Here is a 22,752-nt window from a genome sequence, read left to right on the forward strand (position 1 = left end):
GTTAAAAGTTTAATTGCCCATCAGGTACTTTCTCAATATGTCATTCTTCGATAAGATTTCAGACACCACAAAGCTGAGCAGGTAAGTCACAATAATGGATCCCAGTGTCAGCGCCAGTCCCTGTACAGGATGATGGATCAGCTGCATGCCTGTTTTAATCCCTTCTAAAAACACACCGTGTATGAGATAGATCCCCATTGAATTTCTCGACAGCGCCATCATACCCGGATAACTACCATGTACCTGGAACAGCAGCAATGGAAATAACACCGCTACAAAAGCCAACCCTATCAATACATGAGGTATAAACAGCTGTGCAAAAAACAGCGCCCCTGCACATATCGGTACCAGTACCTGTACGCTGGTGCCATACCTGGCCCTGACCGTTTCATAGTTGATGTAAAACAACATCCCTATGGATGCAGAGATCAGCGAAGGCACGAAGTACAATAATATGTGCCGGGTGAACCAGTCTGCCTGCCTGATATCTGCCGGTGTATACCACAGCACGATAGCTGCAATGAGCACAATGCAGCAAATCATCACACTGGCTATCTTCCGGTTGCGCACAGCCACATTCAGCAAAGGAAAGAACAGGATACTCAGGTAGAAGAGGTTCGGCAGGTACCACAACTGGTAAGAACTGCCTTTGAACACGAACGTTTCTATCCACTTCATTTCAAAAGGCTCGTGTACAAACCTTGCTTTAAACAACCTGATCCCCAGGTAAATCAGCGTCCACAAAAAGAAAGGGATCATCAGTCGCTGAATACGGGTCACCAGCATTTCTTTAAAATCCCGGCGCCCCTTTCCTATGATCTGCCAGGCAAAGAGGAACATGGAGATGGCGATAAATACCGGTACCGCATAACTATTCAACGGGTTCAATTTTTTCGTCCAGAAGCTGCCGGCACAGCCATGTATCCATACAACACTAAAAGCGGCGATAGGTCTGATAAAATCAAATCCCGTAATGTGCTGCCTGTCGTTCATGTGCAGGGGTTGTGTCTTTTGATTTAATAATGTCGCTTACATCGAATCCATAAATTTGTCTGCTACCTTCATGAATAGAATCAAACGCTACCATGGTACCGTCTCCTTTCCATCTTGGGTGCAGGTCACAGTGCAGACCACTGCGTGTGAAAGCCATCTGCTGAGGCGAGAATGCTTTCAACACCGTCGCGTCTACCCCTACCAGGAATGGCATAGATTTATCAAGGTCAGGCTGCTGATCCAGCATCTTATAGGTGCCCAGATCTATACGGCGCTGCGTACTATATTGAAACAAAAACAAGGTGCGGATGCCTTCACTGTTTGGATAGGTATCGCAGATCATCCAATCCCTGTTTGCAGGGCAAAACATTGGATGCCCGTCTTCAGTTATTACATCTTTCGCCAGCAGTGAATGCGGTGCACCTTCTGTATCTGTAAATAACAACCAGTTGAAACCAGGATTACTGTTCACACCCGGTTTAGGTTTATACAACAGTTTTTTGATAATTTTCTTTCCCTTACCCACCAGGCCAGATGGCAGCATGCGATACAACAATGATCCACGCAGTTTTTCCACACTACTGCCGGTACGCCCCCATATGGCTATGTGGTTATCATCCTGCCAGTCAAAGTGGCTCAGGAAACCGGTGGCAAGGCAGTGCAGTTCAGAACCATCAGTATTAATGGTCATCAATCGCGTTGTTTCACCTCCGTCTTTCAGCTTATATCGATGCAGGAAAGCAACACGTGTCTGTGAAGGGTTCAGCAGCAGGTGCGTGAAGTAATGGTTGTTCCCCAGGTTTGCATTCATCTGGTAGTTTGCTACCTCTGCCAAAGAAATAATCATCTCTTCTTCTCCTGTATATACATTGTGCTTTACTATACCGGAGCTGGCAGGTGCAGCTTCGTTCGCATATACATCCGGCAACCCTGTATAGCCATAGCCGCCAACCCTGAACAATCGCGCATAGTCCAGGCCAAACGCCCAGCCATCGTTCGTAATCACATGTGTAGGAAATTCCAGCGTTGTGCATTCACCTGTTTCTGTATTATAAATCTTAGAACGCCATGCATGATTGATTTTATCATTTACAATGAACAGGTCTGATTTACCAATCCATTGCTGCCGTGCCCCCTGTGGATAATTGTATGCATAAGTCTCGCCCATTTTATGAAACCGGCCTTCCTTGTCCAGGTACCCGATATCACAGGGTACATCAGGATTCGGAGGTGTCAGCATGTCATCAATTCTCAGCGCCAGTAATTTATCACCCTTATAGTTCCATGCGATCAGATCATGGAAACCGAAATAAAAGTTTCCTTCTCCCTTAGAAAGTAAAACAGCTTTATGCATACATCGGTTCTTTTTGTAGTATCCAGTTGGAAAATTCACGGGAACGGGTTGTCCAGCTATGCGCTGTAACGTCCAATGGCACACGCTGCAGCTGCTGCCGGACAAGCCCCGTAATCAGTTCAGCCAGGGAGCCCGGCTGACTGTTGTCAAAATAGTACCCTTCGTCACCAAAAATTTCTTTCGGCTCACCAATATTGCAGGTGAACACCGGTTTATGAAAAGGAATGTACATGTAGATCTTGCTGGGACAACGCGCCCAATCCTGTACTGTATCGTTTAATGGAGAAATGAATGCATCTGCCAGTTCAAAGTAAGAACTCAGCATGGTTTCAGGTACATACCCCAAAAACTCAATGTATTCATCAAGACCGTTCGCAGTTACATATGCCTTTGCTTCGTCCAGGTGTCTGCCCCGGCCCAGTAAAAGCAACTTAATACCAGGTGTTTCTTTTACTGCTTCTTTGACCGCATCCAGCATGGTGAACAGACCATAGTTCCTTGTCATCGTTCCCATATAGATAAGCACTGTTTTCCCTGCATACTTCGCCTGCAGTTCATCGAGGTGCAGCCTTGGTGCATCGATCACCTCTGTACTGTATGCATATGGTGAATACAGCACAGACATGTTGCGGCGCAGGAATTGTTTTGACTTTTTACGATAGAATGTTTCGAGGTAGCGGCTGGCACAAATCAATTTGTCTGCATATACTACAGACAGCGATTCGATAAAGTGTGCCATCATTTTTTTCAACCCTTTATTATCAGGAATACCTGATTGCAGTTCAGAATGCTCAATCACCATCTGGGGATTGAAGCCCAGTGCACTCTTCCGGATCCAGTTACGGAATCCAAATGAGCAGAAATAAATATAATCAGGACGAATCTCTTTCAGCAGCATGATTTTTTGTTCCACCTCACCATTCATGTTGGCAGGTTTATAATAATACACAGCTACCTCGGGCCCGCACTCTATGCTGGCTCTTTCCCTGTTCTCAGCACAGTCCATCGCAATGATGGATACCTCCCATCCCAGGTCAGCCAGCGGGTTGGCCATACCCAGTGCACGCTTCATCGTAGCTATCGTAGTGATATCACCCGTTGTCAGGAAGCAGATCTTCTTCTTCATCTTCTTCGTCGTTTTGTAATGAATGGTAAATGGTAATTATAAATGCTATCATCAATGGCAGTGTACTCCGGATATGTGGCAATGGTGAAAATGGGAATATCCAGAGCAGCTGAACTGTAAACAATACAATGAGCGGGTAATAAGGTGTTTCCATGGCCCGCTCGTCCATCATGAGCGAAAACGCCCGTTTCAGGGACAGCCAGAAAATGTAGAACATGCAGAGAAATGCAATAACGCCTCCATATACCCAGGCGCCTAAGAGTACGGAGTGACTGGGTATCACACCACTATTATTCAGTGCCAGCACCCGGCTCTTGTCCTTGTCCAGGTCTTTGAACATGAGGCTGCGGTAATGGTTGTCTTCATCTGTGGCCCAGGAGCCATGGCCCAACCAGGGCGCGTCTTTCACCGCTTCGATCGCTACAAAGAATTCACCACGCCCCTGCCCGATCAATGAAAATGGATTGTAAGGATTGCCAGTTTCTGATAGCTGATCACCAGCATGCTTACCTCCAAACTCACCAGACAATACCGCATGTACATAAAACATATACAGGATCTGGAAAACGATGCCCACAAAAATGGTCAACCCGATCTTTCTGGCGAGTGTCATATGCATGAGCACCCTGCGGAAATGAATGATCAATCCTCCAAAGAGAAAGAACAACCCGTTAGACCGATAGTCCAGCCCCACATTTGCCAGGCCATATACCATGAGAATGGCCACCGTGAGCATATCCTTTCGCTTATTATAGGTGTAAAAGGTGATGAGTAAAATAATATAGTTGGTAATCGGCGCAATCCTGAACTTAAAGAGCGAATAATCTTCCATCAACGAAGAGGTATCCTGCTCCAGGTCTGTATTTCCAAAGAGGATCATCCGGACCACCTCGGCACACATAAAGGCGATGATGATCCTGGGTGTATCGTCGAACATTCTGAACATAAACGTGAATATCACCAGGGATACTGCTATCGCCGCCCAGCCACGCAGCATATTGTTCATACTGTTGTGGTTGATCACATCGCTCAGCATCTGTACCACCAGGAATATAAACATTGCCCTGTGCACCCGCTTCACGTCAGGATTATTGCGGTACAGCTGCCCGATACGACCAAAATTCAATGAGTTGAGACCTGCATATACTTCACTCATGATCAGCGTACCTACAAATGATACCTGCGCGGCACTGAGCAGAGAGTACAATACCATTTTAATATTCGACTTGTTCCTGGATATATTCATGCGCTGATCATACTTTTATATAGTTCAGTTACTTCCTGTGCATATCGCTCCCAGGTATGGCCTGTGCGAATCGTTGCTGCCGCTTTGAGTCCCATTTCCTTTCTTAGTGCCGGATCTGCACTCAGTTGCTGAATAGCAGCCGCCAGTGCATCGGCGTTATCATCGGGGATCAAAAAACCGTTTTCAAGGTGTGTTACCGGGGCACCACTGTTTACCGTTGTAATTACCGGTAGTCCTGCTGCCATAGCTTCTTTCACAGACTGTGCAGCACCTTCTACATAGGTGGGAAAAATATAGAGATCGCTTTTGGCAAGAAATACTTTCAGCTGATCCTGTGGCATAGAACCATGCAGGGTGATACCCGGATGATTCCTGAACCAGTCCGGAATGGTCAGTTCGTTCGATACATTGCCAATTACATCCAGCGTAAAAGGAAAATCTTTTTTTACCAGTTGCTCAATAGCCGCTACGATCAGGTGAGCGCCCTTGCGTACACCAAAGTTGCCGGTGAAGACCAGCCGGATCGTACCTGACTCATAAGATTGTTTCAGTGAATAAAAGCTCTCATCAATGCCGAGATGAATTACTTTGATTTTATCGGCAGGAAAGCCCTGTGCTACAAAAGTATCTTTCACATAATCCGAATTCACGAGCACGACATCCGCCTCTTCACAATCTTTCAATACATTGTTCCAGAAGCCATCGGAGATATTGATGAATTTTGATTCTTTGCTTTCACTCAGTAGTTTGTCCAGCTGTCTTTTAATTTCGCTGGGATGTGCAATACTGTGGTCTACTACCACTTTCATACCCTGTGCCCGGGCTTTCTCAATAGCGCCTGCACGGCCTGCACCACTGCGTACATGAAAGATCTGGCTATTGCGGATGTACTTTCTCGATTCAGTACCAAACGCTTTCCATCCCATTCTTGCCGCTTTATCTCTCGTTAAAAATTTCTTCCCGGTGAGGATAAAAAGAAACTGTATATAGAATTCAGAGAAGCTACATGTGCGGATCTGCTCTCTTGGAAATCCTTTAGGAGAGCGCTTGCGCAAGCCGTAAGCCAGATTGCTCCGGCCTACCAGCTTCCCCATGGCATTAATAAATTTGTCAGGAAAGTGCTTACCCGGTACCCAACCAGTAATCACTTCCACATCTACCCCCTGCTCTTTGATGGCGATGGCGGACTGTATGAGGTGCAGCCTGCCCTGTCCTGTAGAAATAATGCTTTTCATAGTTGATTTAGTTCCTTGTAAGCAAACGTTTAACTCCGTTAGCGACGGGAAATTTCTCAAACAGTAATCTCTTAATCTCAGCGAATGTATCAGGCATAGCCAGGTAAATACCACCCATGTACAATCCTGAACCAATCACGGAGATCAGGACCATGACCGTGATAGGGTTAGCACCCAGGTAAAGAAACCGGAAGAAATACCAGCAGCTGCCGTAGCAGAGCATTGCCAATGGAATGGGAATCATAAACACCTGCAACGTCTCTTTCCAGGTACCACCCAGCAGTTTAAATCCATTGTACAGCCAGATAGGACTGATCACTACATAGTAGAGCGATACGGCTGCGGCAGTACCATACACGCCCCAGGGCAATGTACCCGCTACGATCAGTATCACCATCAGGATCAGTGAATAAAAAGATTGCTTAGCCATGTCGGCAAACTTTCCTTTCAGCCTGTAAGGTGTAGACCACAACCACGCCACTGCACGGAAGGCCATACCTACTGACAGTATCTCTACCAGTGCCGTCGTTTGTATCCACTTGGCAGAAAGAAACACCCGTACAATCCAGTAAGCAGTGGCACCCTGCCAGATAGCAAATGCAGCACCGAATACAGACAGGTAGGTCACACTCTTTTTAAACATATCTTTTGCACGCTGACTATCTTTGATCGATGCCAGGCTGGGAAACAATACACTGGGCAGGTTGTTTGCCACAAAACCAATCACCTGTATAGACAAGCTGAAGGCCATATAGTAAATCCCTACAATCGTCTTACTCACCCACAAACCCAGTACGATATAATCCGCCTGATCCATAATACGCTGCACGATGGAGTGTACCAGCGACCAGGAACTGCTGACAGTAAGGTATTTCCAGCGGCGCAGGTGCAGGTTAAATTGAATCTTCAGATGCGTTACCCGGTACTTTACTATCAGTGATACTGCCGATACAATCAATGGTGGTATCACAAAACTGTACACCCCAAAGCCCATATATGCCAGCGCGACCGTCATGAACATGGTCAGCACCGTTTCCATAATACGGATTACAGAAAGCGTTTTAAAGTCTAACTCTATGCGCAGCTTTGTCAACGGAATCACACTCAGTGCATCCATCGGTGTGGTCAGTGCATAGAAAGCCACCAGGGTGAAGATGTTATGATCCTTATACACCACGCTTCCTACATACCCCAGCGCCAGCAAAAAGATACAGGAGACAAATCCGAATACCCATGAGATGCCAAAAGATAAGGGCAGCCAGTTCTGGAAGGCTCTCTGTCGTCTGATCAATACATCATTCAATCCAAACTGCTGAATAATCAGGCCAATACTGGTAACGGTGTATACCAGGCTGATAAGACCAAATTGTGCAGGTTCCAACAGCCACGCCAGTACGATCTGGCCTAAAATGGAAGTTAACTTCGTAGCACCTGTCTGCATCAGCATCCAGCTAATGCTGTTAAATACATGAGTCCCGGAAAGATTCTTTTTGCTCAAAACTAATAAGATGACTTAATGAATGAAGATAATTTCTCCGCTTCTATATCTATGATGTCAAGATTAGGATACATGATGCCATTATCCTTTTTATGATCAAAACCAAGTCTGTTGAAGATTCCTGCCCTTGGACTGTTCGTAAACAAACGGGCAGGCTTGCCAAAAGCGAGACTTACTGCGCAGGAATGAACCCTGTCTGATACGGTGAAGTCCGCCGATTTATACAAAGCCAGATATGAAAGCAGGTTAAAGCTCAAAAATGAATTAGGCTGTGCAAAATTGATATGGTTAAACTTTGTAGACACTTCCTGGTTGACCCTTACAATCTTATGGCCGTTCACGCCGTCCTGTGCAGGGCGGAAACGGTTCAGGTGCCGGCTGATACGATGACTGAGTCCAAAGAAGGTCTTTTTACGGTCCAGCTCTACGTTCCTGATATTCACCTCGCCATTTACCTTGAATACTGGTTCCAGCTCCCTGTAAAAACTGCTGATAAAAAACCTGAAGTTATCGTCCAGTGTATCTACAGGCAGCATTTTATTCACCAGGAAGGCAGTACAGATACCATTGTACGAGTTCTTTACATAATCCTTGAACTTCAGGTAAGTATCCTGGTCGCGGGATGACAGAAACAATGGCTGGTATTTTTCAAAAAACGCTCCTGTTTCAGCACGCAGTGAATCTGAGATACCTGCGGAGGAGGCGCTGATAAGTGCATATTGTTCACCTCTTTCTTTGATCTGTTTGATCTTGTCTTTATAATTCGTCAGGATCTGGCGAATCATAGGACCGGAGAAGATATGCAAATCGGCAGATTGATAATCCATCAGGTGAAGGGCATTCTTCTTTTGCCAGTCGCTCTTGGGGCGAAATGCTCTGAAGATCGGCCCTTCTTCCATTAATACATTGGCTTCCGGATAGAGTTTTTTAATCAACACAAAAAGTGCGCTCTGGTAAAACCCGTCACCTATATTATTCCAGGTGGAGTTTTCAACTAAAATTTTCATACAGATAGACATTTATTTTACCAACGCCGGCATCACGTCCGGATGGTTGCTTAATGGTACGCGTTTGGCGGTTGAGGTAAACGGTTTTTCAAGGATGAAGTGTAATGCATATGCCAGCAGCACAACAAAGGCCACCGCCAGCCATGCAAATACAAACGTTCCAGGTAGATGGTTATGGTTAATACGCAGTAGTATTCCGTTTGCTAAAATCAATATGGGTGCATGGATAAGATACAATGTATAAGAGCAGTCGCCCAGCCATTTGAGACGGCCAAAGCCCTGCACTGCCCTTTTTTCACGATAGTCCAGCAACAGCAGGAGCAGTCCGCTGAAGCCAAAGGCCACTACCTGGTCTTTTACCAGCGGTGGGATACCCGATGTGTGAATGATGGGAATCATTGGTACGATCACCATCAGTGGATAGATCAGCCAGCGGTTTACATTTACCCTGCCTGTATAGATATCTGCGATGAACGCACCTACCCACCAGGAGAATAAACAGGCCACTACCTGGTCGAAGAGTATAAACCCGGTATGGAAGCCGGCTACATAGAGTCCGAAAATGCCTGCCACACCAAGGAGTGTCAGCTTTGGAAACTTTTTGTTTGTCAATAATAGAATCGGGTACAGCATGTAGAAATACCATTCGTATTTCAGCGACCATATACTGCCATTGGAACCAAACACCGGTACATAAGCATCCTGGAGGAAAAAGATATTCCCGATCAGGGATGACCATGAATGGTGAAAGGTGATATTCTGGTTTACAAGTGGCAAAGGAGTAGTATGCGTATAAATCGAAAACTGGTAATGTGCCACAATGCTATCACATACGATCGTGAGCAGAAAGGCAAAAAGGTAGGGTGGCATAATACGCTTCAGGCGCTTCATAAAGTAAGCACCGAAAGTAAAATGTGTATCCGGCCCTTTAGCTAACTGTAACGCATACTTAAGATGGATCACAAAACCTGAAAGCACGAAGAAAAACAGTACCATCTCATGTCCAAACTTGAACATAGACATACCTAATGCAAATGCTTTCCCGATTGCCCCATACGAACTACCCGCCTGCCTGAAACGCTCTCCTCCCTCCCACAGCAGCCAGCGGGCATGCCCTGTAGCAACGTACAGGGCTGCCAGTCCGCGAAGGCCGTCGAGAAAGGAAAGATTGGTCTTAACCGGTAATAGCTTTGCCATATATGTTTATTAGCCAATGAGATGTTCGAATTGTGCGACAGACTCTTTACGGAACAGCTCAACATCGGCAGCTACCATTTCTTTCACCAGTTCAGGCAGGTCGTATTTAGGCTGCCAGTCCAGTTTTGTCTGTGCTTTGGTAGGATCGCCGATCAGCAGTTCTACTTCTGTAGGACGGAAGTATTTGGCATCTACTGCTACTACTTCCTTACCAATTGGCAGTACGAATTCCTTGTTACGGCAGGCAGTTACAACCGCCACTTCTTTTTCACCCTTACCGGAGAATGCCAGTTCAATACCCAGTTCGTCGAAGGCCATTTTTACGAAATCACGTACCGGTGTAGTGATACCAGTTGCGATTACATAATCTTCGGCAGTATCCTGCTGCAGAATTCTCCACATCGCTTCTACATAATCTTTTGCATGGCCCCAGTCACGACGTGCATCCAGGTTACCGAGGTACAGTTTGTCCTGCAGGCCGAGTGCGATCGCAGCTACTCCACGGGTGATCTTGCGGGTTACGAAAGTTTCGCCGCGCAGTGGGCTTTCGTGGTTGAAGAGAATACCATTGCAGGCAAACAGGCCATATGCTTCCCGATAGTTCACTGTGATCCAGTAAGCATACAGTTTTGCCACTGCATAGGGGCTACGTGGGTAGAAAGGGGTGGTTTCGCGCTGGGGAACCTCCTGCACCAGCCCATACAGTTCTGAGGTGCTGGCCTGGTACACGCGGGTCTTTTTTTCCAGCTTCAGGATGCGGAGTGCTTCCAGTATACGAAGGGTACCAATACCATCGGCATTGGCAGTATATTCAGGTGTGTCAAAGCTTACTTTTACATGACTCATGGCAGCCAGGTTGTAGATCTCATCAGGTTGTGTTTCCTGGATGATGCGGATCAGGTTGGTGCTGTCGGTCATATCGCCGTAGTGCAGTTTGAAACGCACATTCGGATCATGAGGGTCCTGGTACAGGTGGTCGATTCTATCCGTATTGATAAGAGAAGCACGGCGTTTCACACCATGTACCATGTATCCTTTTTCTAATAAAAGTTCTGACAGGTATGCGCCGTCTTGTCCGTTAACACCGGTTATTAAGGCCACTTTCATATTTTATAGTTTTGTTTTTTTTTGGGAAGAAAAATCTCCCGAAACTCTTATCGAAATCGCTACGCGATTTCGATAAGAGTTTCGGCATTGTCGTTATTTGGTAATAATTTCAATTACACTTGGTTGGGTAGTACCTATGCCATAGGCTACAATTCCTTTCTTTTTTAAATAAGGCAAATCATAAATATTCCTGCCATCAAACACTACAATCCCTTTCATCTTATTCCAATCCGGCAACCTGAAATCATTCCATTCAGTTACCAGCACCACCGCATCTGCACCTTCCACCGCATGGTACATATCTTCACACCATACTACACTATTGCCCAGCGTCTTCTTCGCTTCTTCCATCGCCACAGGATCAAACACCCTTACCACCGCACCTGCTTTTAGCAGCGCATCGATCAGCACCAGGCTCGCCGCCTCCCGCATATCGTCTGTACCGGGTTTAAATGATAAGCCCCAGATACCAAATACCACACCGGACAATTCACCTTCATAATGATTGGTAATCTTATCGAACATTACCAGCTTCTGGTCATTGTTCACCGCTTCCACTGCTTCGAGTATGCGGAGCGTATGTCCATAATCCTTACCGGTTTTCACCAGTGCTTTCACATCTTTTGGGAAACAGCTACCACCATACCCGATACCAGGATAGATAAAACTGGAACCAATACGGGCATCGGAGCCAATCCCTTTTCTCACCATATTTACATCTGCGCCAACGAGGTCGCAGAGGTTGGCAATATCATTGATAAAAGAAATTTTCGTTGCCAGCATCGCATTGGCTGCATACTTCGTCATTTCTGCCGATGCGATGTCCATGAAAATAATCGGCCTGCCATTCAGCAAAAAAGGTCTGTACAGTTGTTCCAGTATTTCTTTACTCTTACCACTGTTCACCCCTATCACAATCCTGTCAGGTTTCAGAAAATCCTGCACCGCAGCACCTTCTTTCAGGAATTCGGGGTTAGAAGCCACATCATAATCAAGGAGCTCGTCGCGGTTGAGTGCCGCCTGTTTGATTTCCCTGTTTACCTTCACTGCTGTGCCCACAGGTACAGTAGATTTAGTGACTACTACGAGATAGTCGGTCATGGATTCTCCAATCTCCCTTGCTACCTGCAATACGTATTGCAGATCTGCACTTCCATCTTCGCCCGGCGGTGTGCCGACCGCAATAAATGCGACAGCAGCACCCGGGATCACGGCTGCCAGGTCTGTGCTGAAAGACAGTCTGCCATTGGCTGTATTGCGGGTCACAATTTCTTCCAGCCCTGGTTCGTAGATGGGAAGAATGCCGCGTTCGAGGTTCCTGATTTTGGTTTCATTCACATCTACACACACGACTTCTGTTCCTACTTCTGCCAGGCATGCTCCGGTCACCAACCCGACATACCCGGTGCCTATTACGATTACTTTCATCAGAATATTTGATTAACAATATGAGTAATAGATAAAACTCAGCTAACGGCCATATGACGCTTCTTCAGGAAATCCGCATATGCTTGTACTAATCCTTCTTTCAGTTCAGTCGTGTGTTTCCATCCCAGGCTATGCAGTTTGGAAACATCCATCAGTTTACGTGGAGTGCCATCAGGTTTTGATGGATCAAACACAATTTTGCCATCGTAGCAAACCACCTCTTTCACTGTTTCAGCCAGTTCTTTGATGCTCAGGTCTTCGCCGGTACCAATGTTTACCAGTTCTTTGCCATCGTAGTGCAACATCAGGTATACACAGGCAGCCGCCAGGTCGTCTGCAAACAAAAACTCACGACGGGGAGTACCGCTACCCCATACGGTCACACTGTTTTTGCCCGCTTCCTTTGCTTCGTGAAAGCGACGGATCAGTGCAGGTAATACATGTGAGTTTTCAGGATGATAATTATCGCCAATACCATACAGGTTCGTGGGCATCACGCTGATGTAATTACAACCGTATTGATCACGGTAAGCTTCGCAGAGTTTGATCCCTGCAATCTTGGCGATGGCATATGGTTCGTTGGTTGCCTCCAGTGGCCCTGTGAGCAGGCTATCTTCCGTAAGTGGCTGTGGCGCCAGCTTTGGATAAATGCAGGAGCTACCCAGGAACATGAGTTTTTTCACACCATGTTTATAAGCAGCATGGATGACGTTAGCTTCCATCATCAGGTTATCGTACAGGAACTCTGCACGGTAAGTATTGTTCGCATAGATACCACCCACCTTTGCAGCAGCGAGGAATACGTAATCAGGTTGTTCGCTGGCAAAGAACTCGTGTACAGCGGCCTGGTTACGCAAATCCAGATCTGCAGAGCTGCGGGTGAGCAGGTTGTTGTACCCTAAAGTCTGTAATCTTCTTTTGATTGCACCGCCTACCATGCCGCGGTGACCTGCTATATATATTTTATCATTCAGTTGCATAATCATAGTTTAAAGTAATTCCGGTCTGTTTTCTTTTACCCACTGGTGCAGTTGTTTCACTTCCTGTCCTTTCCCCTTTTGCAAAATGAGCAAGGCTTCAGGTGTATTCACAACTACTACGTTTTCCACGCCTACCAGGGCTACCAGTTTATCTTTGCCCAGGACCATGCTGTTCACAGGGTCGCTCTGGATAAAGACAGCCTGGTGATTGCTGTACTGGTAATGTTTGGCCAGTGCTTCTGCGAGTGCTTCATAACCGCCTACATCACTCCATTCCATTGTACTGGGTACCACTTTCACAATATTGCTTTTCTCGAGTACAGCATAGTCAATACTGTCAGCAGGAATGGCTTCCATGGTAGTCAGCTGAATACGGCCTGTTTCCAGGTATTCATCGGCAGCAATGGCAGCGGTGGTGTAAATAGCGGGGGCGTATTGTTCCAGTTGCTGTAGCAATACACCTGCCTTACCACAAAAGATGCCACTGTTCCACAGGTAGTCTCCGCTGTTGAGCATTGCTTCGGCAGTGACGATGTCCGGTTTTTCAGTAAAGCGTACCACATCGTAGCCATCATATTGAATATACCCATAGCCAGTTTCAGGATAAGCAGGCTGCAGGCCGATGGTCACGAGGTGATTGTCAGCCGCCAGTTTCTCTGCCTGGAAAATAGTCTGGGCATAAATATCCGGCGTACCAATAAGGTGATCTGCTGGTGTAATGAGGAGAATTGTTTCCGGATCGGCGATGAAGGCTGCTAAAGCAATGGCAGCAGCAGTATTTCTACCTATGGGCTCTGCAATCCAGCGGGCATGAACAGCACCGGTGTTTTGCAGTTGCGCTACAACAGTAGTGACTTGTTGCTCATTCACAATGGCCAGTACACTGTCGCAGGCAAACGCGTTGCGCTGCCAGGTCAGTTGCAATAGGCTCTGGCCGTCAAATAACGGCAATAGCTGTTTAGGCGTCTGTTTGTTAGACAGCGGCCAGAGACGGGTACCAGACCCGCCACAAAGGAGAATATGTTGCATGTAAAGCGGGTTAGAGCGAAACGTTAGAAGGTTGTTGCCTGTATTGATTGCTGTTGAGGAGAACCAGTTCGCTTTTCTTAATGGTAGCTGTGAGGGCAAATCCCATGCTGTACAACACAGCTTTGACTGTATTCTTTCCAGCTTCCACTACCCTGCCACGCTGATGCATGAGTGGGCCTGCAGTAATCTGGATAAGGTCGTTCTGCTGAATAGGAAAGCTTTCTACTTCCACATTATCATATTCATGCAGGAAACGCTTGATCAAATCAATCTCATGCTCAGGAATACAAGCCGGTTTACCCAGCCAGTATACAAAGTTCACAATACCCCCTGTTTCACGCACGGTCGTTTTCATCTTTTCAGGAATCCGCACAAATACATAAGATTTAAAAAGCGGCTCTTCGACTACCTTTTTACGGTCACTCCATTGGTGTGTGACGCGGTTGATAGGGCAGTAAGTTTCGACCTGTTTGCGGATCAGGGATTCTGCGACTTTCTTTTCCCATCTGGGCTTGGTATATACAGCATACCAGGAGTTCAGATTCTGTTCCATGGGATTGGTTTTAACGGTTAAAAAATCGAGACTGTGTTGGGTGGAATTTATAAAGACATGTGGTGGGCATGGTTCACTGATCTGAAGGCATAGCTTCGCCTCCTCAGTCCCATGAGTGTCTTATCGGGTTTTCATAAATGTTGAACTGCAGAAATAAATCAGAACTTTGTATAACCAGCTTACTTAAAAAGCCGGGTTAATCCTTTTTTCTTAATAGAACCGTTCTGATGTTCGTCGGTATATCCGTAGCCGTAACCATTGCCATTGCCATAGCCGTAACCATTGCCATAGCCATAGGCATAACCTGGTATACCCCGCATTTTGATACCGTTGAATACAATATTCAGTTTCCCAAGTTCCTGAGTCTGGTATAACTCGTCTATCATGCGGAGATGGAACTTAGGCGTGCGCTGGTGGCGTACCACATACAGGGTTGCATCTGTAAATGGTGCCAGCAGGCGGGCATCTGTTACCGGACCTACCGGAGCGGTGTCGATTATGATATAATCAAAAGTGGCACTAAGCGAAGCTAATAACTGTTCCAGTCTGCCATTCAGAATCAACTCTGTGGGGTTCGGAGGAATCACCCCGGCCGACAGCAGATGGAAATACTCGTTCCCTTCTATAGGTTTCTTCAAAACCTCACCTATTACGGCCTGGCCGATCAGGTAATTACTGATACCAGGTGTATGTGGTACATCCAGCATCTTACTCACCTTTGGCTTGCGCAGGTCAAATTCCAGCAGCACGACTTTCTTTTTCATCAGGGAGAGGCTTATAGCCAGGTTAATGGCAATAAAGCTCTTTCCCTCACCTGATATCGAAGAAGTGACCATAATGGTCTTATTTGCCCCATTAATGCCAATGTAGCTGAGGGCTGTACGCAGGGCGCGGAATTGTTCCGCTATGGCAGTACGGCGACCATCGGTAATGGCAATCGGATGGGCCTTTTCATCCTGCATAATTTCTGCCAGTATCGGTGCATTTGTAGCCTTTTCAATGTCAGCACGGAACAATACTTCCCTGTTGAACATATCTTTTACAGATATAAACCCGGCTACTACAGCTAAACCTCCCAATACGGCAAGACCGAGTATCATGGACCTTCTTGGACTGAATGGGAAGGAATCTGCTTCTGCAGCATCTACGATACGGCTGTCTGATATAGCCGCAGCATATTGCAGCGCGGTTTCCTCTCTCTTTTCCAGCAGGAAGGTGTAAATGTTATTTTTGATGACCTGCTGACGGCTAATGGACAACAGGGCTCTTTCTTTGCTGGGCACTGTTCTGAGAATGCTGCTATACTTTGCATTATCCACCATCAGCTTTTGCTTACCTGCTTCCAGGTTTGCCCGCAGACTGCGGATGTTCTCCAGGATGGCAGGTGCCAGTTTCCTTTTCTGATCGGCCAGGCTGGCTAACAGCGGACTGTTTTCGCCAGTGGTTTTCTTCAGTCTTGTGAGCTGCATTTCAGTTTCAGAAAGGCGGTTGACCAGTTCGAGCAGCACAGGATCTGTCAGACCCAGGGTAGCAGGCACCATATTCTCGTCTTCCTTTCTGCCTTTTACATAATCTTCTATGGATTGTAAAACTGACAACTGCATGTTTGCTTCCGTCAGCTTTGTATCATTCTCTTTTACATTCTCGAGGAACATTTTACTTTGTTCACTGATGTCTACCAGTCCTTCATTCGTTTTAAACTTTTCAATTTCACCTTCTACCTGTCCCAGTTCGTTGGTCACGATGCGCAGGCGCTCTTCCACGAATGCCATGGTTTTGGCGCTCATCCTGTTCTTATCGTCGATGGCGGCGGCATCGTATACTTTCATGAGTTCATTCAGCACGGCTTCACCCCTGGCAGGCACCACATCGTTGTATTCAAGGCTGATCACGTTGGCTTGTTTATTTGCCTGTCCTACCTTGAGATTAGCGATCATTTGTAAAGTAAGTACTTTATCGCCGGAGACATGCAGAAAATAATTGTGCTTACCATTGTTTTTAACATTGCCAGGCAGGAAAACCATTCTACCCCATTGGGTTTGAACGGTATCCCCCAGGTGATAAGTAATGTTACCTATAGACACCTGTTGCGTAGTATCGTTTACTTTAAGCGGCAATTTTACATTTTCAAGTGGCATGATATGATCAGGTTCCAGGAACACCATTCTTACCGGCGTTTGCTGATAGATAATTACATCCCTGATCTTACCATCTTCTACTACTTCGCCATAGAGATTCAGGTGTTGAATTACCTGTCTGGCCAGTGTTTTGGATTTCAGAATTTCGATTTCATTATCTATTTGCTTACCAGAGCCGAAGAGGTCCAGCGTAGAAAGCACGGAGCCGTCCATACCCTTTGCATCATCTTTTATGAGCAGAGAGGCTGTGATCCTATATACAGGAGTAGCATACCGCAGGTACACAAAGGCACCTGCAAAGGCAATCAGACCAGCGAGCACAAATAACGGCCAATAGGGCTGATACCTGCTTCTAAGCAATTCCAGCAGATCTGTCTGATCCTCCTGCTGTTTACGTATATCGGTTTTCTTTTTTTGCATGTAATTCCGCCAAAGAGTTAATAAAGTTTGGGATTAGTAATATGCATGACACTTAACAAGACCTACCTGATCTGTATGCATGGTTTCACAATAAAGTCAATAATGCGGCGCGTCTCTAATTAACTACTAATCTGTCTAAAATAATTACCAGCAGCGAGATACTACTAATGATAAGCGGCAATACCTGTCTGGCTGTGTTTGTACTGGCCACTTTCGCTTTAGTAGGTTCCACGTATACTACATCATTCGACCGCAGGTAATAATAAGGCGATGATAACAGCGATCTGTCATTCAGGTTGAGCCTTTTCACTGTTCTGGTTCCATCATCACTCTCGCGTATCAGCATTACGTTTTCTTTCTTGCCGAATGACGTAATATCGCCGGCTAAGCCCAGTGCTTCAAGTACAGTGACCCTGTCGCTCGCGACGTTCACTACCTGTGGCCTGGCAACCTCACCGATGACGGTTATACGGTAATTCAGAAACCGTACGCTGACTACCGGGTCTACGAGCAGCTTTCGTTCTGTAAGCTGATCCCGTATGTATTTTGTCAGCTGCGCTTTGGTAAGACCTGTAACCTTTACCTGGCCTAATACAGGATACTGTATGTATCCCGAATCATCAACTAAAAATCCTGTAGCCTGGGGTCCGCTACTGGCGGCCCCGCCCACAGTAGCCATGCTTGGCGTGTTGTAGATAACTGCATCCTCTGCGTTCATTGAACTCACCGTGATTTGCAGAATGTCATTTTTCTGTATTACCGGCTCAAAATTTCCTTGTATGGGTGCCAATACAGTATCCGGCAAATCATGAAAATACAATGACTGCTTAGTACTAACACAAGACATAAAGAAACAGCAGATAAGGACCGGAAAAACGAATCGGGTCAAATAATCCTTACTTAAAAACATTGTTCCAATTATTATTTTAGGTTTTTTTTCCTCGCTTTCCGTATTACAATATTAGTTTATCAAGCCCTCTAACACTATTACTAACAAGAGTACAAATCGCAGATATGGCACAAACGTGTCTACTAAAGATAGTAGTGCCCATTCAGGCCACACCGTTCATCATGCGAAAAACTGATTTGAAAAAAATCCTGCAAAACCTACAAATAATAAGGCTGTACATAGACTATTCGACCAGATTTTTGAAATCAACTCCGATTTTGTAGCAACATTTAGTTTCTGATATACTTTTTTCAGATGTTGGTTGACAGTAAAGACAGTAACAAATAGCTTGTCTGCCATCTCCTTATATGAGTAACCTTCTTTGAGCAACGCGAGTAATTCATATTCCCTCTTTGTGAGCTTGTGCCTAACGTCTTCTAATGGATCTTTATTTATATGGTTAATCAACAGGTGAGCGGCTTTGGGAGACAATGTACCGCCTTCGCTGATGGCATCTAATATTGAATGATATATCTCCATCAGCCGGCTGGTTTTAATGATATACCCATTCGCACCGTTGCGAATCGACTCGATAACATAGTGCTTACCATCATGCCCGGATAAAACAATAATTTTTGCTTCAGGATATACACGGCGCAGTTCCTGCATGCCCTGTATGCCTGACTCTCCGGGCAGCGAGATGTCTAAGAGAATGACATTAACATCTACTTCTTTGAAGGAAAGCTCCCTGAACTCCTCCATTGATTTACACGCAAAGACAACCTTACACTCCTGAAAATCCTCGAGAAATTCCCGGTAGTTATTCAATTGGAAATAGTTATCCTCTATAATTCCGATGTTGATCATAGGTGCTTAATTAACTTGGTTATTCTTTTCAATATGATATGGTCTACTAAATATGGTCTACTAATTAACCATAAACAAAAATGATTCCAGAAAAGCCATGACGGGTATGAAATTTTAATTAATCACCGAACAGAGCCTTATATATTATGGTTAAACCCTCTCTATGTTACCGTTGCTATTGCAAAAAATTCTATGTGTCTACTTAGGTTAACATTCTGGCAAAAAAATTGTTCACTTATGTTTAGATGGTTATCTAAAATTAATCATTCTAAAATACAATTTCTCCTTTAAAATTAATAAGTTAATGAGTATCTTGTTCATATTAATTTTAAACCAGCAACACAAAACCCGGAGTTAACATTAGATTAATTCTTATGTGAACAATTTTCTACAACTCGTGCATACCATATTTCAACCCCTGCACGTTAACCGGATACACATGAAAAATGGAGAGACTACTGTATCACACGATGCTGTGAACTTATTGAATAACGCCAGTAATATCATTGCTATTACATCGCATGAATTTAAAACTCCGCTGACAGCCATATCAGCAGCGGTAGAATTATTGGCCGCAAGACTGCATACCCGCCAACAGATGGATGCTTTCTATGAGAAAAACCTCTCACGTATTACTACCGAAATATTCCGGCTCAATAATATGCTCGACGAAATGCTCACAATCAACAGCATTATGTCTGGCCGTATGACGTTGAACAAACAAATTATAGATGTCGTTCAATTGCTCACGACCCTGCGGTCCAATTACTTTGCAGATCCTGAAGATACCCGCAGCTTCGAACTCATTGTCACAGGCATCCCGCAAGGCATTTATGCTGACCACAATCAGCTGAACAGAATTTTTATGAACCTCGTGGGCAATGCTTTCAAATTTTCGAGAGAGAAAGCGCCGGTAGTGGAAGTTGATTTCGAACCTCACCAGGTGGTGATCCGGATCATAGATGATGGTATAGGTATTCCTGAAAATGATTTGCCACAACTATTTCAACCCTTCTTCAGGGCAAGCAATGTAAATGAGATAGCCGGAACCGGGTTGGGGTTATCAATTGTTAAAACTTTTGTACAGGAAAATAATGGCACTATTACTGTAGATAGTGTAGCTGGTGAAGGTAGTACATTCACACTTTCCTTTCTATATCATTCTGATTCTCTATAGAGAAAAGCTATGCAACATACCATCTTATTGATAGAGGATAAACCGGGTTTGAGAGATACATTACAAAGTCTGCTGGAACTACACCAGTACCAGGTTATCACCGCCGCTAACGGGGAAGAAGGCATTCACATGGCCACAGAACACCTGCCCCACCTGGTAATCAGTGATATCTATATGCCGGTACTGAATGGCTACCAGTTACTGGAAGCCTTTCAGGCGCACGAACAGCTGCGGTACATACCCGTCATCATCCTGAGCGCCAGATCGGCTACGGAAGAAGTAAACCTGGCCCTTGAAAAAGGTGCAGCAGCTTACATCAACAAGCCATTCCTGTTTGCCAATCTGAATGCCAGCATCCAGCACCTGTTGCAAACTACTAGCGGATCAGCACCACTGAACCTCTGAATTCCCTGCGTTCATTATTCCTGTCATTAAAGGAGCAGATGTATGCAAATACCTGCTGATCCTGTAAGATTCCTCTTACACTTCCATCCCACCCTGCCCGGGGATCGCTGGTATGGTATACCAGCCCTCCCCAGCGGTTGTACACACTCAGTTCATAGTGAGTGAGGGCATCGTATACCTTAGGTCTGAACAGGTCATTGTTACCATCGCCGTTCGGACTGAATGCAGTCGGCATAACCAGGAGACAGTTCTGAAATGGCGAAGTCACATTTGCACTCCCCCCAATATTACAGTTGTTCGTATCTGTTACCTCGTATATATAGTGCCCTGCTCTTAACGGCTGCAGAATGCTATCCTGCTGCCAGGGGCCACCATCTAAGCGGTACCTGTATGGCTGGGTACCCCCTTCCACCTGCAATGCTATTTTTCCATCCTGCGTTTCATTACAGCTACAAGGTGTTATTGTCATTGCCTTCAGTGACAGTGGTTCCGGGTCGCGGAGCAATGCGGTGAGCGTATCTGTACAGATCTGTCCATCTTTTACATACACCTGGTACCGGCCTTCATTCAACCCTGTGAATACAGAGTCGCCTACCGGTGTGTTATAGTCCAGCACAAAACGGTAAGGTGGCATACCACCTGTAACGGCTACATGAATTTCTGCATTGTGACTACCGGCGCAGGTAGATGGAATGGTAGTCAACCTGGCAGCCAGGTCTGATGCGCCTACAGTAACAGTACCACCACCGGTAGCTCCATTTTCGGCGGTAACTACTACTGTGTATTGGCCGGGGGGCAGTTTTTCGACCCTGGCCGTCTTGTAATTGCCCGGTGTCCAGAGATAAGTATACGTCGTACCATAGGCAACCGGCGTGACCTCTACGGTACCCGTATTGGCATTGTTACAACTCGGGGTACCCGACAGCGTAGTTTTGATCACCTGCCGGATATTGGAGAAGTTGTCAATCAGTACGGCCGTACCAATATCACTTCCGGGGCAAACCTGGGCGGGATCTGCCCAGATGGATATGTATTTGTAACTGGCTGTTGGTTCGAGTATGGCATAATACCGGCTCCAGGTGGTATCGGTAAAAGGGCCGGACGACCAGAGCCGCTGTGCAGTATCGGTCGGACTATTTCCACCATAAATAGTAAGGTTACCATTGCAGGCAGACTGCAGGTACCTGGGTGCATAAGCCAGGTCTACAGATATGGAATAAGCCAATCCTTTTTGCAAGGGAGATGCGAGCAACTGGGCTAAGCCTTCTCTATACATACGGCCACTATGCAAACCTGCATACGCTTTGCCATCGGTGGGCCGCTTAAAGATGTTGAACGGGCCGGGCAATACATCGGGCGTGTTCGAGGCCGCTAGCCAACCAGTAGGCACACTATCCCTTCCAATATTGCCCTCCATAGATGGGTTGGTCAGTTCAATAACCTGGGCACTGGCAATCTGATGTACACAAAAGTTCACTGTTATAACACACAAAATACGGATTAACACACGCGCCATATGGCCATAGCGGTGCACTACCCGTATTCTTGTAAATACAGGCATCTTCATAGGATATATTTTAGAATCTACGGAAAAGCCAACAACACTCAATGCCCGAAGTACTGGAGCATGGAATGATTCGTTTTCATAGGTCGGGATGAAGGAAAACCAGGCGGTGAGCCCAATTTCAGCATCCTTTATAGAGTTTTTTGGCTTATTGCATTCTCAGGTGAGATAAAGATACGATATATTTTAATACGTTATATGTTAAGAAATGATTTTCTTACACTGATGAGGTTGTTGAAGGCTTCCTTGTTTAAGTAATAACGTAACTATAGCACAGCTTTTGAGGTATTCCGCCCGTAAAAAATATATAAGCCGTACATATCCCGTATCTATATAGATACGGGATATGTACGGCTTACCTACGGTATATATACGGCTTATATACGGGATATCTCTATGACTATGCTATAGGGGTCTAGTCCTAATATAGGTTTACACTATGGTTAATTAATCCTGTTTGAAGTTTACAACCTTGTTTTATAATCCTGATTCCGGTAGACAGCGTTTATCCAGGGGCCTGTAATTGATTTACAGGCGAC

General features: G+C 45.6%; 19 protein-coding genes. 2 read left to right on the forward strand and 17 right to left on the reverse strand.

Features of this window, described 5'->3' with window-relative positions; genetic code table 11:
• Positions 1–9 precede the first annotated feature (9 nt).
• The 16 genes from ABDW16_RS17945 to ABDW16_RS18020 all read right to left on the reverse strand — a co-directional run bounded on the left by ABDW16_RS17945 (position 10) and on the right by ABDW16_RS18020 (position 19,067).
• Positions 10–993 (reverse strand): acyltransferase, encoded by a 984-nt coding sequence (locus ABDW16_RS17945; RefSeq protein WP_343671618.1) that lies wholly within the window; start codon positions 991–993, stop codon positions 10–12.
• Positions 962–2,347, reverse strand: a complete 1,386-nt coding sequence (locus tag ABDW16_RS17950; protein ID WP_343671620.1) for a hypothetical protein — start codon at positions 2,345–2,347, stop codon at positions 962–964. Before ABDW16_RS17950 ends, ABDW16_RS17945 begins: the two co-directional genes overlap by 32 nt.
• Positions 2,340–3,473, reverse strand: coding sequence for a glycosyltransferase family 4 protein (locus tag ABDW16_RS17955; RefSeq protein WP_343671622.1), 1,134 nt, complete (start codon positions 3,471–3,473; stop codon positions 2,340–2,342). The genes ABDW16_RS17950 and ABDW16_RS17955 overlap by 8 nt, the downstream gene beginning before the upstream one ends.
• Positions 3,439–4,719: a hypothetical protein gene (locus tag ABDW16_RS17960; RefSeq protein ID WP_343671624.1), complete on the reverse strand. Its 1,281-nt coding sequence runs from the start codon at positions 4,717–4,719 to the stop codon at positions 3,439–3,441. The genes ABDW16_RS17955 and ABDW16_RS17960 overlap by 35 nt, the downstream gene beginning before the upstream one ends.
• Complete coding sequence (locus ABDW16_RS17965; protein ID WP_343671625.1) at positions 4,716–5,954, reverse strand: glycosyltransferase family 4 protein; 1,239 nt, start codon at positions 5,952–5,954, stop codon at positions 4,716–4,718. The genes ABDW16_RS17960 and ABDW16_RS17965 overlap by 4 nt, the downstream gene beginning before the upstream one ends.
• A 7-nt stretch (positions 5,955–5,961) precedes the next feature.
• The gene (locus ABDW16_RS17970) at positions 5,962–7,452 is read right to left on the reverse strand and encodes an oligosaccharide flippase family protein (RefSeq protein ID WP_343671626.1); all 1,491 of its coding nucleotides are present in this window, start codon (positions 7,450–7,452) and stop codon (positions 5,962–5,964) included.
• A gap of 2 nt (positions 7,453–7,454) precedes the next feature.
• Positions 7,455–8,459: a polysaccharide pyruvyl transferase family protein gene (locus tag ABDW16_RS17975; protein ID WP_343671627.1), complete on the reverse strand. Its 1,005-nt coding sequence runs from the start codon at positions 8,457–8,459 to the stop codon at positions 7,455–7,457.
• Positions 8,460–8,471: 12 nt separating this feature from the next.
• Positions 8,472–9,656, reverse strand: coding sequence for an acyltransferase (locus ABDW16_RS17980; RefSeq protein ID WP_343671629.1), 1,185 nt, complete (start codon positions 9,654–9,656; stop codon positions 8,472–8,474).
• Positions 9,657–9,665: 9 nt separating this feature from the next.
• On the reverse strand, positions 9,666–10,763 hold the full coding sequence (gene gmd, locus ABDW16_RS17985) for a GDP-mannose 4,6-dehydratase (RefSeq protein ID WP_343671631.1): 1,098 nt from the start codon (positions 10,761–10,763) through the stop codon (positions 9,666–9,668).
• A 93-nt stretch (positions 10,764–10,856) separates the two neighbouring features.
• Positions 10,857–12,191: a UDP-glucose/GDP-mannose dehydrogenase family protein gene (locus ABDW16_RS17990; RefSeq protein WP_343671632.1), complete on the reverse strand. Its 1,335-nt coding sequence runs from the start codon at positions 12,189–12,191 to the stop codon at positions 10,857–10,859.
• A gap of 38 nt (positions 12,192–12,229) precedes the next feature.
• Positions 12,230–13,171 (reverse strand): GDP-L-fucose synthase, encoded by a 942-nt coding sequence (locus ABDW16_RS17995; protein ID WP_343671633.1) that lies wholly within the window; start codon positions 13,169–13,171, stop codon positions 12,230–12,232.
• Positions 13,172–13,180: 9 nt separating this feature from the next.
• On the reverse strand, positions 13,181–14,200 hold the full coding sequence (locus ABDW16_RS18000) for a mannose-1-phosphate guanylyltransferase (RefSeq protein WP_343671635.1): 1,020 nt from the start codon (positions 14,198–14,200) through the stop codon (positions 13,181–13,183).
• A gap of 10 nt (positions 14,201–14,210) precedes the next feature.
• Positions 14,211–14,753 carry a UpxY family transcription antiterminator gene (locus tag ABDW16_RS18005; protein ID WP_343671637.1) on the reverse strand — a complete coding sequence of 181 codons (543 nt, stop codon included), beginning with the start codon at positions 14,751–14,753 and terminating at the stop codon, positions 14,211–14,213.
• A gap of 179 nt (positions 14,754–14,932) precedes the next feature.
• On the reverse strand, positions 14,933–17,311 hold the full coding sequence (locus tag ABDW16_RS18010; RefSeq protein ID WP_343671638.1) for a polysaccharide biosynthesis tyrosine autokinase: 2,379 nt from the start codon (positions 17,309–17,311) through the stop codon (positions 14,933–14,935).
• 115 nt (positions 17,312–17,426) lie between these two features.
• On the reverse strand, positions 17,427–18,221 hold the full coding sequence (locus ABDW16_RS18015; RefSeq protein ID WP_343671639.1) for a polysaccharide biosynthesis/export family protein: 795 nt from the start codon (positions 18,219–18,221) through the stop codon (positions 17,427–17,429).
• A 159-nt stretch (positions 18,222–18,380) separates the two neighbouring features.
• Positions 18,381–19,067, reverse strand: a complete 687-nt coding sequence (locus ABDW16_RS18020) for a response regulator transcription factor (RefSeq protein WP_343671640.1) — start codon at positions 19,065–19,067, stop codon at positions 18,381–18,383.
• Positions 19,068–19,506: 439 nt separating this feature from the next.
• On the opposite strand from ABDW16_RS18020, the gene ABDW16_RS18025 reads away from it, so the two are divergent.
• Both ABDW16_RS18025 and ABDW16_RS18030 read left to right on the forward strand, forming a co-directional pair.
• Positions 19,507–20,244 carry a HAMP domain-containing sensor histidine kinase gene (locus tag ABDW16_RS18025; RefSeq protein WP_343671642.1) on the forward strand — a complete coding sequence of 246 codons (738 nt, stop codon included), beginning with the start codon at positions 19,507–19,509 and terminating at the stop codon, positions 20,242–20,244.
• Between the two features lie 9 nt (positions 20,245–20,253).
• Entirely contained in the window at positions 20,254–20,649 is a 396-nt protein-coding gene (locus tag ABDW16_RS18030; protein WP_343671643.1) for a response regulator, read from the forward strand.
• On the opposite strand, the gene ABDW16_RS18035 is transcribed toward ABDW16_RS18030, so the two are convergent.
• On the reverse strand, positions 20,621–22,216 hold the full coding sequence (locus tag ABDW16_RS18035; protein ID WP_343671644.1) for a gliding motility-associated C-terminal domain-containing protein: 1,596 nt from the start codon (positions 22,214–22,216) through the stop codon (positions 20,621–20,623). The genes ABDW16_RS18030 and ABDW16_RS18035 overlap by 29 nt on opposite strands.
• Between the last annotated feature and the right edge of the window lie 536 nt (positions 22,217–22,752).

The sequence above is a fragment of the Chitinophaga sp. genome (assembly GCF_039596135.1).
Lineage (GTDB): Bacteria > Bacteroidota > Bacteroidia > Chitinophagales > Chitinophagaceae > Chitinophaga.

Bases quoted from the DNA above. Each gene is read 5' to 3' on its own strand.
- ABDW16_RS17945 (WP_343671618.1), bottom strand. From the start codon at position 993: ATGAACGACAGGCAGCACATTACGGGATTTGATTTTATCAGACCTATC.
- ABDW16_RS17950 (WP_343671620.1), bottom strand. From the start codon at position 2,347: ATGCATAAAGCTGTTTTACTTTCTAAGGGAGAAGGAAACTTTTATTTC.
- ABDW16_RS17955 (WP_343671622.1), bottom strand. From the start codon at position 3,473: ATGAAGAAGAAGATCTGCTTCCTGACAACGGGTGATATCACTACGATA.
- ABDW16_RS17960 (WP_343671624.1), bottom strand. From the start codon at position 4,719: ATGAATATATCCAGGAACAAGTCGAATATTAAAATGGTATTGTACTCT.
- ABDW16_RS17965 (WP_343671625.1), bottom strand. From the start codon at position 5,954: ATGAAAAGCATTATTTCTACAGGACAGGGCAGGCTGCACCTCATACAG.
- ABDW16_RS17975 (WP_343671627.1), bottom strand. From the start codon at position 8,459: ATGAAAATTTTAGTTGAAAACTCCACCTGGAATAATATAGGTGACGGG.
- ABDW16_RS17980 (WP_343671629.1), bottom strand. From the start codon at position 9,656: ATGGCAAAGCTATTACCGGTTAAGACCAATCTTTCCTTTCTCGACGGC.
- gmd (WP_343671631.1), bottom strand. From the start codon at position 10,763: ATGAAAGTGGCCTTAATAACCGGTGTTAACGGACAAGACGGCGCATAC.
- ABDW16_RS17990 (WP_343671632.1), bottom strand. From the start codon at position 12,191: ATGAAAGTAATCGTAATAGGCACCGGGTATGTCGGGTTGGTGACCGGA.
- ABDW16_RS17995 (WP_343671633.1), bottom strand. From the start codon at position 13,171: ATGCAACTGAATGATAAAATATATATAGCAGGTCACCGCGGCATGGTA.
- ABDW16_RS18000 (WP_343671635.1), bottom strand. From the start codon at position 14,200: ATGCAACATATTCTCCTTTGTGGCGGGTCTGGTACCCGTCTCTGGCCG.
- ABDW16_RS18005 (WP_343671637.1), bottom strand. From the start codon at position 14,753: ATGGAACAGAATCTGAACTCCTGGTATGCTGTATATACCAAGCCCAGA.
- ABDW16_RS18010 (WP_343671638.1), bottom strand. From the start codon at position 17,311: ATGCAAAAAAAGAAAACCGATATACGTAAACAGCAGGAGGATCAGACA.
- ABDW16_RS18015 (WP_343671639.1), bottom strand. From the start codon at position 18,221: ATGTTTTTAAGTAAGGATTATTTGACCCGATTCGTTTTTCCGGTCCTT.
- ABDW16_RS18020 (WP_343671640.1), bottom strand. From the start codon at position 19,067: ATGATCAACATCGGAATTATAGAGGATAACTATTTCCAATTGAATAAC.
- ABDW16_RS18025 (WP_343671642.1), top strand. From the start codon at position 19,507: ATGAAAAATGGAGAGACTACTGTATCACACGATGCTGTGAACTTATTG.
- ABDW16_RS18030 (WP_343671643.1), top strand. From the start codon at position 20,254: ATGCAACATACCATCTTATTGATAGAGGATAAACCGGGTTTGAGAGAT.
- ABDW16_RS18035 (WP_343671644.1), bottom strand. From the start codon at position 22,216: ATGAAGATGCCTGTATTTACAAGAATACGGGTAGTGCACCGCTATGGC.